This is a genomic window from Vibrio sp. CCUG 15886 (assembly GCF_028570825.1).
Classification (GTDB): domain Bacteria; phylum Pseudomonadota; class Gammaproteobacteria; order Enterobacterales; family Vibrionaceae; genus Vibrio; species Vibrio vulnificus_B.
The window spans coordinates 46,737-60,421 of the sequence record NZ_JAQQBT010000014.1 but is presented as its reverse complement, the minus strand read 5'-3'; the positions used below and the strand labels follow the sequence as shown (position 1 = coordinate 60,421).

The window sequence follows — 13,685 nt, the reverse complement described above, 5'->3', positions numbered from 1 at the left end:
TTCTTGTATCCTAGCGCTTTTGCACCTTCTGGTGATGCCTTCTGGTGATGATTGATGCTTGATAAACATGGCTTGCTGAGCGCGCCCATCGCGGAAACGCTACGAAAAATGACCGTCCCCATGATATTTGGCATGGTGGCGATCCTGATGTTTAACTTGGTCGACACCTTTTTCATCTCACTACTTGGCACCGAAGCACTGGCGGCGATCAGCTATACCTTCCCCGTCACCTTCGCCGTTAACTGCATTACGATGGGCATCGGGGTCGGACTATCGACCAGCATCGGTCGTCTATTAGGTCAAGGAGAAGCGCATCAAGCCGCACGTTTTACTACCCATGGCTTGCTATTGGCGGTTGTGCTGGTTGCGCTCGCTTCCACACTCGGCTTCTTTACCGTCACCCCCTTATTTACCTTACTTGGTGCGAAAGAGGAACTGATTCCCCTCATCGGTCAATACATGCATGTCTGGTACCTCACCATTCCATTACTGGTGATTCCAATGGCAGGAAACAGTGCCATTCGTGCCACCGGTGATACGAAGACCCCAGCCAAAATCATGATGCTCGCAGGGCTTATCAATGGCGTGCTCGACCCGCTGCTGATTTTTGGTATCGGCCCATTTCCTGAGCTCGGTATTCAAGGCGCTGCGATTGCGAGTGCGTTGAGTTGGCTCGGTGCGCTGATTGGATCTTTCTACGTTTTGATTCAGCGTGAGCGGCTGCTCGGCCTGCCACAATGGCAACGCTTAAAAGAGGATTGGCAGCAGATTCTCAAGGTCGGCACTCCGGCTGCGCTGTCCAACGCAATGAACCCTCTCTCTGGCGCCATTTTAATGATGATGCTGTCCAGCCACGGCACCGCTGCTGTTGCCGCTTATGGGGCGGCACAACGCATTGAATCGATTTTGATTTTGGTCCTCATGGCACTCACCTCTGCTCTGACGCCTTTTATGGCGCAAAACTTTGGCGCGAAAAATCCGCAACGAGCGTTCCAAGGATTGTTCGTCAGCATGCGCTTTTCGGTGCTGTTTCAAGGTTTGGTGTTTTTAATGATGGTGCCACTCAGTATTCCGCTCGCCGCTCTATTCTCCCAAGAGCAAGCGGTAAGAGATTTGCTTTGGCATTACCTACTGGTAGTACCGATCAGCTATGGCTTTTTAGGTATTGTGATGATGCTGGTCAGCGGTTTAAATGCCATGCACCAACCACTCAACGCCTTCCGCTGGAGCGTAATTCGGCTGTTCGTGTTTACCCTGCCAGCGGCATACCTAGGCAGTTGGCTCTACGACATTGAAGGGCTGTTTATTGGCATTGCGGTGGGCAACATTTTGGTCGGGTTATGCAGCTACCTTTACGCCCTCAAACAGCGCAAACAGCAATTGGCCACATTAGTGCCTTAGGTTTGACGTCCGGTAGAAGCCACCGATATGAAAAAGGCTGCGATAACGCAGCCTTTGCTCAGATAATCAGTTTATTCTGCTTAGAATAGCTCTTCTGCTACTTTGAACAGATCATTGCGAACTGGACGCTTCATGTTCTCGATTGCATCGATGATGTCGTGGTGAACAAGTTGCTCTTTCACGATACCAACACAACGGCCACCATGACCTTCCATCAATAGGTGAACCGCGTAGTTACCCATACGAGACGCAAGAACACGGTCAAACGCAGTTGGACGGCCACCACGTTGGATGTGACCAAGAACAGTGGCACGAGTTTCACGACCCGTTCCCGCTTCGATCTCTTTTGCCAGTTCGTTCGCGTCCATCATCAGCTCAGTCAGCGCGATGATCGCATGTTTCTTACCTTTAGAAATGCCGTCTTGGATGTTGCCAATCAGCTTCTCTTTATCTAGGCCAGTTTCTGGTGTGATGATGTATTCACAGCCACCTGCGATAGCAGACATCAGAGTGAGGTCACCACAGTGACGACCCATGATTTCTACGATAGAAATACGCTGGTGAGAAGATGAAGTATCGCGTAGACGGTCGATCGATTCGATAACCGTGTTCAGCGCCGTTAGGTAACCGATGGTGTAATCCGTACCTGCGATATCGTTGTCAATCGTGCCTGGTAGACCGATACATGGGTAACCCATTTCAGTCAGTTTCTTCGCACCCATGTACGAACCGTCGCCGCCGATAACCACAAGCGCATCAATACCGTGTGCTTTTAGGTTTTCAATCGCTTTTTCACGTACCGCAACTTCTTTAAATTCTGGGAAACGAGCTGATCCCAAGAACGTACCACCACGGTTAATCACATCAGAAACGCTTGAACGATCAAGTTGTTTAATACGGCCTTCGTACAAGCCTAGGTAGCCATCATAGATACCATAAACTTCAAGACCAGCACCCAGTGCAGTACGTACCACACCACGGATTGCTGCGTTCATACCAGGGGCGTCACCACCACTTGTCAAAACACCGATCTTCTTAATCATGCTCACCCTCGATCTTTAGAAATCAATATTTAATAATCTTTAAAAAATAGCTGTTAGTCAGCTACCAATATAATCCGAAAAACTGTGCGTAATGTTACATTTCCTCTACAGGAATACCAATGAAAACACACATTTTTATGTAACTTTTCTACTTATGTAAGAGTATTACAGTTTTGCACTCAAACTTTGTTGATTCACATCAGGATCACGAATCTTAATAGAGGCTGTTGGAAAGATAGTCAACAACCGCTTATTTGTCCTGAAGATAAGCGTATTTTTTCGAGCGTTACCACTGTTGTTCTATCTGTTCTTTTTCACTGACAATCACCACAGAATAAGGATCTTGGTGGATTAATACATCGGCATCAGGGAAACACGCCAGCAACCGCTCTTCCACTTCGTCGGCAATTTGGTGCGCTTTGATCAACGGCAGATCATCGTCCAACTCAAGATGAAGCTGAATAAAGCGCGTCGGCCCTGACATTCTAGTGCGCAGTTGATGTACCCCCAGAACATTCTCTACCGCGAGACATTCACAGCGAATTTGTTCTAACTCTTCATCAGGCAGCTTGCGATCGAGCAAGGTTTGGATCGCTTCCATCACCATTTTGAAGGCGCTATACAGAATAAACAGCCCGATTCCGACGGCAAACACCGCGTCGGCTTGGCCAACGCCATAATAGCTTAGCCCCAACGCCACCATAATGGCCGCATTCATGAATAGGTCACTTTGATAATGCAGAGAGTCCGCCGCAATGGCTTGGCTACCGGTCTTCTTCACCACGTATTTTTGGAATGTCACCAAGGCGAATGTCACCACCATAGCAAACAAGCTGACGAATACGCCATATTCTGGAGAGTTCAACTCATGAGGACGGAAGAAGCGATCAATACCATTGAGGATCAAAAAGACCGCGGAACCTGAGATAAACATCGCTTGAGCCAACGCCGCGAGCGATTCCGCTTTGCCATGGCCAAAGGTGTGTTCCTCATCAGCAGGTTGCAGCGCATAACGCACCACAATTAAGTTGACGACAGACGCCGCAATATCGAGGAATGAATCGATCAGCGAGGCAAGTAAGCTCACAGAGCCGGTCACCCACCAAGCCACTATTTTAACGAGGAGAAGTAGAGTTGCGACTGCGGTTGCCGTCCAAGCAGCCATCGTCACTAAACGTGCGTATTGGTGTTTCATAATCATTCGATGAAAAAAGCCTTGCTCGCAGTATAACGCGCTCAAGCGGGAATGAGTACGATACATTTAAGGCGATCCGAAGATCGCCTTTTTGCTCAAGTCAGTGAATACCGCGCAGATCAGTTTTTCGCGTGCTTTTCCATGCGTTTTTGCATTTTATCGCCACACTCTTGCATACGCTCGTTTTGCAATTCAACGAACTTTGCTTTTTGCTCTGGAGTTAAAATGCTCAACATTTGATGTTGTTTTTCCAGCATTTTCACACGGCGCTCGGCCTGTTTCTCCGCCATCTGTTTCGCAAGCTCATTGGCCGTGGCTTGGTCGAAATTGTCCGCCAGTAACAAGGCCTGTACTTTAGCGTGCTGTGCTTGACGCTCCGCCTGGTTTGCTGCGAAGTTGCCTTGATGCATCTCTTTCATTTGTGCACGGTTGCTGCCACGCATCGCATCCAACTGCTCTTTCTGTGCATCGGTCAGGTCAAGTTGACGTAAGATGCCACGATCCATCCCCATGCCACATTCGCCGTCAGGCCCTTTGTGATGACCTTTACCGCCGCCAAAAGCAAAAGCGCTGGCAGTACCAAGTGTTAGTGGAAGGACAACAGCAGCGAGTACCATTTTTTTTGCTAGTTTCATAATCAATTCCTTACTCATGTCGGTGGTTCATTTGAGCTGTTCTCACAGCGCTTGAGTGTAGAATACAAACTGCAAGGTAAAGTGACGTATAGAGAGCGTAAAGTATCGTAAAGAGCGACTTTGCTCCTCTTCCCTGCGGTCATTTCACAGTAATATTAAAGAGAACTGTTAAAGAGAACTGATTGAGAGAAAGGCCCTACTATGGCAAACATCCTGTTGATTGATGACGATACCGAACTGACGAGCTTGCTGACAGAAGTCTTAAGCTATGAAGGCTTTAATGTCACCGAGGCGAACGACGGTGAGCAGGGTTTACAAGCCTTATCGGCAGAGATTGATTTGATCTTACTCGATGTCATGATGCCCAAACTCAACGGCATCGATACGTTGAAGAAGTTACGTGAACAGTGGGATACACCAGTATTAATGCTGACAGCCAAAGGGGAAGAGATCGATCGTGTCATCGGTCTGGAGCTGGGTGCGGATGACTATCTGCCCAAACCTTTCAGTGATCGTGAACTGCTGGCGCGTATCAAAGCGATTTTGCGCCGCACCAGTGCGACGAAAGCCCCGAAAAGCAGCGATTGCATTGAGTATCAAGATCTGAAAATTTATCCGGGCCGCTTGGAAGCGTATTGCGCTGGCACTCAACTTGACCTCACTGCGACCGAGTTCGCCTTGCTGAGCCACTTTATGCAAAACCCAGGGAGCACATTAACCAAAGAGACGCTCAGCTTGGATGTCCTCGGTAAACGCCTAGCGGCTTTTGACCGTGCCATTGATATGCACGTTTCGAATTTGCGGAAAAAACTCCCTGAACGTGCGGATGGCAAATCTCGAATTAAAACCTTACGTGGCCGTGGCTACTTAATGATTGTGGAGTAACCGATGCGCTTGCCGAAAATCACCAGTTTGTATGGGCGAATTTTTGCGATCTTCTGGTTTACCATGTTTTTGGTGCTGATGGCCGTCTTGGCTTTGCCCCACCTTGATCCTCGTAAGGCACGCAATATTCCGGCCGATCAATACGATCGCTTTATTGAAGCCAAGCAGGAGATCGAGAAGCAATATCGTGGCGAAACTGATCTTGGTCGCATTCTCTTTCGCATGGAGCGCCCCGGCGATCGCCATGGGCGAGATGGCCGGCCGCGCTTTTTCATCACCGATTACGATGGCAATATCCTCACCACCTTGAAGCAAGGGGATTTTCAACTCAAGGCGCTGAAAAACTTCGTCACCTCGATTGAACAACCCGATCAACCGAAACAAAAACTCTATGGCCGCTTTATGCTCTCAGGGCCACTGCCAGTGACGCTAGCGAACAAAGAGTACTTACTTTACGTTGGGATGCGCTGGAACCAACCACCGCCTTTTTTACTGCGTATGTTTGATCATCCATTTCAGCTACTACTGGCTGTGATGCTGGTCAGTACCCCTTTACTGCTGTGGCTCGCGTGGGCACTCAGCCAACCCGCACGACGCTTAGAAAAAGCGGCGCAACGTGTCGCCAAAGGGGAATTTGTCACGGATCCCTCTTTAGAAAAAGGCACCTCGGAGTTTCGCCAAGCCGGCGCCAGCTTCAACCGCATGGTCGAAGCGGTCAATCAAATGATTTCAGGTCAGCAAAGGTTGCTGTCGGATATTTCCCATGAACTGCGCTCGCCACTAACCCGCTTGAGAATGGCCAATGCGCTTGCGACACGCAAACAGGGCGAAAGTAATGAGCTGCAACGAATTGATACCGAAGCGCAACGTTTGGAACAGATGATCAGTGAACTGCTGGAGCTGTCTCGCATGCAGATGAACAGCCATTTGGATCGTGAAGAGCAGCCCGTCGCCAGCCTATGGGAAGAGATCATTCAAGATGCGCAATTTGAAGCGGAACAAATGGGCAAAGTATTGCAATACACCCCGTTACCCGAGCGACATATTTCCGGTAATCCTAAGCTGTTGATGAGCGCGATCGAAAACATCATTCGCAATGCCATCTACTACGGCAAAGACCAAGTGATCATCGCCATTCAAGCCATCGACGACACACTCCATATCGTGGTGGATGATAATGGTGAAGGGGTACCTGAAGAGGAACTCGAAGCCATTTTCCGTCCGTTTTATCGAGTCTCTACCGCTCGGGATCGTCATTCTGGAGGAACCGGGCTCGGTTTAAGCATTACCGAAAGCGCGATTCGTCAACACAGCGGCACCATAAACGCTGAACGCAGCGACCTTGGCGGGTTGCGAGTCACCATTACTCTCCCACTGGTGAAAAGGCGTTAATACCCTTACAAAGATCACAGTTGATAATAATTATCATTAAGATTATGGTAAATCCTTCATCACCGGAGGATTTACCATGTCACACACTTTCCCAGAGCTTCCCTATTCCTACGATGCGTTAGAGCCATACATCGATGCGAAAACCATGGAAGTACACTACAGCAAACACCATAAAACCTATTACGATAAGTTTCTCGCGGCGATTCAAGGCAGTGAGCTTGAGCATCAAACGCTCACTGAGATCTTCACAAACATCTCTCAACACAGCCCAGCAGTGCGCAATAATGGCGGTGGCTACTACAACCATATTCTCTACTGGCAGTGCATGTCCCCCAATGGTGGAGGGGAACCTCAAGGCACGCTCGCCCACGCGATTAAGGAAAAGTTTGGCACTTTTGCGGCGTTCAAAGAGGCCTTTTCCCAAGCCGCCGTCAACACCTTTGGTTCTGGCTTTGCATGGCTAGTGGTCAAAGAGGGTGATATTCATATCACCTCCACCAGCAATCAGGATAACCCACTGATGGATATTGCCAGCGTACGTGGCGAACCGATCCTCGCCCTCGATGTTTGGGAGCATGCGTACTACATCCGCTATCAAAATCGCCGCCCAGAATACATTGATGCTTGGTGGAATGTGGTCGACTGGCAAGTGGTGGAGCAAAATTATGCTCAAGCAATAGGCTAAACATCACCGCTCACCGGAGCACCGTCGCTTATCGGGCACTTTTATACCCAAGCCTTCACACTTGGGTATATACTGGCCCCCTCTTTTGACCATATTCGCTCGATACCATGTTTGATATTGCTCTATACGAACCAGAAATTGCGCCAAACACTGGCAACATCATCCGCCTTTGTGCCAACTGTGGCGCAAATTTGCACTTAATTGAACCGCTTGGGTTTGATCTTGAAGAGAAGAAGGTGCGCCGTGCTGGCTTGGATTATCATGATCTTGCTCGTGTCACACGCCATAAGAACTACCAAGCGTTCCTCGACTATCTCGAGCAGCGTGGTGAATATCGTATTTTTGCCTGCACCACCAAAACCACTGGCCATCATGTGGACGCGCAATATCGTCAAGGCGATGTACTGCTGTTTGGTCCAGAATCACGTGGTCTGCCGATGGAAGTGATTGAAAGCCTACCGATGTCGCAACGCATTCGTATTCCTATGATGCCTGACGCGCGCAGCTTAAATTTATCGAATGCTGTCGCGATCATTGCTTTTGAGGCATGGCGTCAGCTAGGGTTCCAAGGGGCGAAATAACATCACCGCCTAGCCAACAAGATCAAAAAAGCCGGAATACTCCGGCTTTTCTATGTCATCAAACTTCATCACACGAGAATTTGTTCAAATTAACGCAGACGATTCTGTTCATCGTCTTGTTTGTCTTTGCTTTCATATTCCCCTTCGAACGTCTGGCCTTGCTTACCATCATTAAAAGGCTGACGATAAAACGGGTCTTGTTCGAACGGGCTGCGGTCGAAGCCTTCGCTATGATAGTGAGAGTGAAACCCACCGCCTGCACCATTTACCACTACCTTGCTCATCAAGTAGCGGGCAATCGCAGCTCTTGGACCTGGAATCAACACAATCATGCCCATGGCATCGGTCATAAAGCCTGGAGTGAGCAACAATACGCCCGACACCGCCAGCATCACACCTTCGACAATCTGTTGCGCTGGTAACTCACCTTGCTGCAAACGTTGTTGCACCGACATCAGAGTTTGCAACCCCTGACTGCGAACCAAAGACGCCCCAACAAACGCCGTAATCAGCACTAAGCCAATTGTCGGCCATAAACCGATAAAGCCACCAACTTGAATGAAGAGAGCGATCTCAACAATGGGTACACAGATAAACAGTAGTAATAATATTGGAAACACGAGCTCCCCCTTAGTTGATTTCAGTGTAATGGCAAATCGTGCTGTGACTCAAATTTATCCTGTAAAAATGCGTGTTTTTTGACTACCCCTTTAGAGTTATTCATATGCTGTTCATACTTTGCAAAATATTGACGAAATAAAAGCGAAAAAGGTGATCCACTTACTATTTTTATGCGCAAGGTACAGTATCATGTGCTACATAAGTCAGGACGGATTTTACAGCCAAATACTCTGATGAATGGATTCTGATTGCAGAAAATGGCTAACCAATCACTTAAATATCAGAATTATTATCTAAGGATCCTGTTATGGCTACCCTAACTGAAGCTCCAAAAGCATCAACTCCGGCCACTCGTATTGAAGAAGATCTATTAGGCCAACGTCACGTTCCGGCTGACGCTTACTACGGTATTCACACGCTGCGCGCCATCGAAAACTTCAACATCTCAAATGTCACTATTTCTGACGTACCAGAATTCGTTCGTGGCATGGTTATGACCAAAAAAGCCGCTGCGCTTGCTAACAAAGAATTGGGCGCAATTCCTAAGAATGTCGCGGATTACATCATTCAAGCGTGTGACCTAATGTTGGAAACTGGCAAATGCATGGATCAGTTCCCATCGGACGTATTCCAAGGCGGTGCGGGCACTTCTGTGAATATGAACACCAACGAAGTACTTGCCAACATTGCTCTGGAATTAATGGGCAAAGAGAAAGGCGATTACGACGTGGTGAACCCAAATGATCACGTGAACAAGAGCCAATCAACCAACTGTGCCTACCCAACGGGCTTCCGTATTGCGGTTTACAACAGCATCCATAAATTGATGGAAGCGATTGAATACCTAAAAGGTGCGTTTGAGCTGAAATCTCAAGAGTTTAACGGCATCCTAAAAATGGGCCGTACTCAGTTGCAAGATGCCGTGCCAATGACAGTCGGTCAAGAGTTCCACGCTTGGGCAGTGACGCTAAACGAAGAGATCCGTGCGTTAGACTACACCTCTAAGCTACTTCTTGAAGTGAACCTAGGTGCAACGGCAATCGGTACTGGCTTAAACACACCTCCTGGTTACCAAGCACTTGCCGTGAAACACCTAGCGGAAGTAACTGGCCTAGAAGTGGTTCCAGCAGAAGACCTTATCGAAGCAACTTCAGACTGTGGTGCTTACGTAATGGCACACGGCGCACTAAAACGCCTAGCGGTGAAATTGTCTAAGATCTGTAACGACTTGCGTCTGCTTTCTTCTGGTCCTCGCGCTGGTTTGAACGAACTTAACTTGCCAGAAATGCAAGCCGGTTCTTCAATCATGCCAGCAAAAGTTAACCCAGTTATCCCAGAAGTGGTTAACCAAGTGTGTTTCAAAGTACTGGGTAACGACAACACGATTTCTTTCGCAGCCGAAGGCGGTCAGCTACAGCTGAACGTAATGGAGCCTGTGATTGGTCAAGCGATGTTTGAATCGATTTCACTACTACAAAACGCGTGTGTGAACCTACGTGACAAGTGTATCGACGGCATCACTGTGAACAAAGAGATCTGTGAAAACTACGTTTACAACTCTATCGGTATCGTTACTTACCTAAACCCATACATCGGCCACCACGAAGGTGACATCGTTGGTAAGATCTGTGCGGAAACCGGTAAGAGCGTCCGTGAAGTAGTGCTTGAGCGTGGCTTGCTGACATCTGAAGAGTTGGATGACATCCTGTCTGTGCAGAACTTCATGCACCCAACTTACAAAGCAAAACGTTACGAATAATCGTAAAGAGAAAGGGCTCCTTAGCGGGCCCTTTTTGCCGTTCTTTATTAATAACCATAATAATAACAAGTATTTATTTTACTTCTGATTATTCAAGCGCTTTAGGCAAAGCGTTTCGCTAATCAGAATCAATAAAATATATGAGGTAACAATCTATGGTAGCGGTCGAGTTATTAGTCGTTCTGCTCTTTATCTATTTAGGGGCACGAATTGGTGGCATTGGTATTGGTTTCGCTGGTGGTGCAGGTGTTATTGTCCTGTCGCTGATTCTAGGCGTACCAACCAAACAAGCATTTATTCCTGTTGACGTTATTTTGATCATCATGTCTGTGATCACGGCCATTGCGGCAATGCAAGTGGCTGGTGGTATGGATTGGCTGGTTCAAATTGCTGAAAACTTCCTGCGCAAACACCCTGAACGTATTACCTTCTACGCGCCTATCGTCACTTTCTTAATGACGTTGATGGCGGGTACTGGTCATACCGCATTCTCAACGCTTCCTGTGATTGCCGAAGTAGCAAAAGGGCAAGGCGTGCGTCCTTCTCGCCCATTATCGATTGCCGTTGTCGCATCACAAATCGCGATTACCGCTTCCCCTATTTCTGCGGCAGTGGTGGCATTTGCGGCCATGTTGGCACCGTTTGGTGTGGACTATTTAACACTGCTTGCGGTTTGTATCCCAACCACATTTGTGGCGTGTATGATCGGCGCTTTGGTGGCGAACTACATGGGTAGCGAGCTGAAAGACGATCCTGAGTATCAAGATCGCCTTGAAAAAGGTCTGATCAAGCTCAGCACTGAAACACAACGTGAAATCCTACCAACCGCAAAAACCGCGACTTACATCTTCCTTGGCGCGATTGCGTTTGTGGTTTGTTACGCAGCGGCTATTTCAAGCTCTGTTGGCCTGATTGAAAACCCAGCGCTTGGCCGTAACGAAGCGATCATGACAGTGATGTTGGCTGCCGCGGCCGCGATTGTGATGTTCACTAAGATTGATGCATCGAAAATCCCTTCGGCAGCGACGTTCCGTTCAGGTATGACGGCGTGTGTGTGCGTACTGGGCGTGGCTTGGTTAGGTTCTACATTCGTTAATGCTCACGTCGATGGCATTAAAGATGTCGCTGGTGCTTTACTGTCTGACTACCCTTGGATGCTGGCATTGGTGCTGTTCTTTGCCTCTATGCTGCTGTACTCACAAGGTGCAACCACGGTTGCGCTTATGCCTGCGGCACTGGCGATTGGCGTTGCGCCACTCACTGCAGTCGCTTCTTTTGCAGCCGTGAGTGCACTGTTTGTTCTACCGACTTACCCAACACTATTGGCTGCAGTAGAGATGGATGATACAGGTTCAACTCGCATTGGTAAGTACGTATTCAACCACCCATTCTTTATTCCAGGTGTGGTGACCATCGCTTCTGCGGTTGCGCTTGGCTTTGCCTTCGGTAGCCTGTTTATCTAAGTAAAACGAGTCTTACTCATGGGAGCTTCGGCTCCCTTTTTTAATTTTCTGCACATAACCTTCCTATCGCTGAAACTTTCTGCACCGTTTCTGGGTCTGATTGGGTTAGACTAACTCCATTCACTCCCATATTTTGTTCACTATGCGCGCATTATTGACTTTCTTTGTTGCTGGATTGCTTGTGCTTTCCTCACCCGCCATGGCGCTGTTTGGCAATAACCAAAACAGCAGTTTTGCTTCTGGCTCGAATGATTTTGTGCCTGTTGATCAGGCTTTTCCTTTTAACTATTTCCAGCAAGATCACCGCATCACCCTAGACTGGCAAGTCAAAGAGGGTTACTACCTCTATCAACAGCGTCTTTCATTTAGCGCAGAAAACGTTGTATTGGGTGACATTCAAATGGAAAACGGTCAGCCCTACCGTGATGAATTTTTTGGTGATGTGAATATTTATACCAACCCATTGTTCGTTAACATCCCAATGCAAGACTGGCAGCCGGGCGCAAAATTGATCGTACAATACCAAGGTTGTGCCAAAGCGGGCTTTTGCTATCCACCTGAAACACGAGTGATCGACATTACCTCGTTTACCAATGGTGACATGGCACCAGCAACAATGCCGACACAAACCGCCAGCCCTCTCGATACATCAACATCAAACGCATCAACGCCTCAACCTCTGACCCAGCCAGATCAGTTGGCTTCGGGCTTAGCGGATAACTGGTGGACACCACTGCTGTTTTTGGCACTGGGTGTTGGCTTGGCCTTTACCCCTTGCGTATTGCCGATGTACCCGATTCTGACCAGCATCGTATTAGGCAGCGGTAAACTGAGTCAGCGACGCGCGCTTGGGCTCTCTCTGGTCTATGTTCAAGGCATGGCATTGACCTATACCTTACTGGGTCTAGTTGTCGCTTCCGCTGGCTTACAGTTCCAAGCCGCCATGCAGCACCCTTATGTGTTGATCGGCCTGAGTATTCTTTTTGTCACCTTAGCGCTCTCGATGTTTGGGGTGTACACCTTACAACTGCCTAGCAGCGTACAAACTTGGCTGAACAATTTGAGCAATAAGCAGCAAGGTGGCAGCAGTGCGGGTGTTTTTGCCATGGGTGCCATTTCCGGTTTGGTGTGCTCGCCTTGTACCACAGCACCGCTTTCTGGGGCACTGCTGTACGTAGCACAAAGTGGTGATCTCTTGACGGGGGGCGTTGCGCTGTATGCCTTAGCCATGGGCATGGGTATCCCTTTGATTTTAGTCGCGGTGTTTGGTAATAAACTGCTCCCCAAAGCGGGCGGTTGGATGGATCGCGTTAAAACGCTGTTTGGTTTTGTATTGCTGGCAGCGCCAATCTTCCTATTGGAACGCATCCTTCCTGAAATGTGGTCAACCGCGCTGTGGTCTGCCTTGGGTATCGCGGCGTTTGGCTGGCTTTACCATGTGAAAAATAGTTTGGAGTTTGGCGGTTGGAAGCAAAGCGCGGTGGGCATCATTGCCGTGCTGGGTCTGTTTGCGTCCGCTCAGCCTGCCCTCAATTATTGGTTTGCCGACAGCACTCAACAGGCTCAAACCAGCGAAGTGAGCTTTATTAAAATCCGCAACGTCGAAGAGCTTCAACAACAATTGGCGTTAGCCAAGCAAGCCAAAAAACCTGTAATGCTCGACTTTTATGCCGATTGGTGTGTGGCGTGTAAAGAGTTCGAGAAATACACTTTCCACGCCCCAGCCGTGGCAGCTCAACTCAAACAATTTGTGTTGCTTCAAGCCGACGTGACGCGTAACCAAGCACAGGACATTGAGCTGCTACAGGCCCAACAAGTGCTCGGCCTACCAACGATCGATTTTTGGGATGCGCAAGGTAATCCGGTTTCAAACGCTCGACTCACTGGCTTTATGCAAGCGGCGCCTTTCTTGGAGCATATTCAACGAATTTCCAACTAACCGATTCAAACGCCAGCAAACCTTGCTGGCGTTTTTTCTTACCACATTCTCACCTTCACAACGGAGGTATATGCAAACTCTCTAAT

The 13,685-nt window shown here is 48.4% G+C and carries 12 protein-coding genes; 8 read left to right on the top strand and 4 right to left on the bottom strand.

The annotated features are described in order from the left end of the window. Positions 1-54 precede the first annotated feature (54 nt). The gene (locus PQQ36_RS18155) at positions 55-1,401 is read left to right on the top strand and encodes an MATE family efflux transporter (protein ID WP_011079243.1); all 1,347 of its coding nucleotides are present in this window, start codon (positions 55-57) and stop codon (positions 1,399-1,401) included. Between the two features lie 80 nt (positions 1,402-1,481). Here PQQ36_RS18155 and pfkA read toward each other — a convergent pair whose 3' ends face one another. The 3 genes from pfkA to PQQ36_RS18140 all read right to left on the bottom strand — a co-directional run bounded on the left by pfkA (position 1,482) and on the right by PQQ36_RS18140 (position 4,274). Then, positions 1,482-2,444, bottom strand: coding sequence for a 6-phosphofructokinase (pfkA, locus tag PQQ36_RS18150; RefSeq protein ID WP_011079242.1), 963 nt, complete (start codon positions 2,442-2,444; stop codon positions 1,482-1,484). 286 nt (positions 2,445-2,730) lie between these two features. Beyond that, entirely contained in the window at positions 2,731-3,639 is a 909-nt protein-coding gene (gene fieF / locus PQQ36_RS18145; protein WP_011151351.1) for a CDF family cation-efflux transporter FieF, read from the bottom strand. A gap of 119 nt (positions 3,640-3,758) precedes the next feature. Then, a complete protein-coding gene (locus PQQ36_RS18140; RefSeq protein WP_013570976.1) occupies positions 3,759-4,274 on the bottom strand; it encodes a CpxP family protein in 516 nt (171 codons plus the stop codon). Positions 4,275-4,475: 201 nt separating this feature from the next. Between PQQ36_RS18140 and PQQ36_RS18135 the strand changes: the two genes are divergently transcribed. From PQQ36_RS18135 to PQQ36_RS18120, 4 genes are all read left to right on the top strand, one after another. Then, positions 4,476-5,159, top strand: coding sequence for a response regulator (locus PQQ36_RS18135; protein ID WP_011079239.1), 684 nt, complete (start codon positions 4,476-4,478; stop codon positions 5,157-5,159). Positions 5,160-5,162: 3 nt separating this feature from the next. Next, complete coding sequence (gene cpxA / locus PQQ36_RS18130) at positions 5,163-6,551, top strand: envelope stress sensor histidine kinase CpxA (protein ID WP_011079238.1); 1,389 nt, start codon at positions 5,163-5,165, stop codon at positions 6,549-6,551. Between the two features lie 76 nt (positions 6,552-6,627). Beyond that, complete coding sequence (locus PQQ36_RS18125) at positions 6,628-7,236, top strand: superoxide dismutase (protein ID WP_206638766.1); 609 nt, start codon at positions 6,628-6,630, stop codon at positions 7,234-7,236. A gap of 107 nt (positions 7,237-7,343) precedes the next feature. Further along, on the top strand, positions 7,344-7,817 hold the full coding sequence (locus PQQ36_RS18120) for a tRNA (cytidine(34)-2'-O)-methyltransferase (protein WP_263200999.1): 474 nt from the start codon (positions 7,344-7,346) through the stop codon (positions 7,815-7,817). An 89-nt stretch (positions 7,818-7,906) separates the two neighbouring features. Here PQQ36_RS18120 and PQQ36_RS18115 read toward each other — a convergent pair whose 3' ends face one another. Then, on the bottom strand, positions 7,907-8,437 hold the full coding sequence (locus tag PQQ36_RS18115; RefSeq protein ID WP_011079235.1) for an FxsA family protein: 531 nt from the start codon (positions 8,435-8,437) through the stop codon (positions 7,907-7,909). A 308-nt stretch (positions 8,438-8,745) separates the two neighbouring features. Here PQQ36_RS18115 and aspA point away from each other — a divergent pair, with 308 nt between their 5' ends. The 3 genes from aspA (at position 8,746) to PQQ36_RS18100 (ending at position 13,599) form a co-directional block, all read left to right on the top strand. Continuing rightward, positions 8,746-10,197 (top strand): aspartate ammonia-lyase, encoded by a 1,452-nt coding sequence (aspA, locus tag PQQ36_RS18110; RefSeq protein ID WP_017789706.1) that lies wholly within the window; start codon positions 8,746-8,748, stop codon positions 10,195-10,197. 155 nt (positions 10,198-10,352) lie between these two features. After that, complete coding sequence (locus PQQ36_RS18105; protein WP_011151356.1) at positions 10,353-11,660, top strand: anaerobic C4-dicarboxylate transporter; 1,308 nt, start codon at positions 10,353-10,355, stop codon at positions 11,658-11,660. A gap of 142 nt (positions 11,661-11,802) precedes the next feature. Then, entirely contained in the window at positions 11,803-13,599 is a 1,797-nt protein-coding gene (locus PQQ36_RS18100) for a protein-disulfide reductase DsbD (protein WP_273662154.1), read from the top strand. Positions 13,600-13,685: the final 86 nt, after the last annotated feature.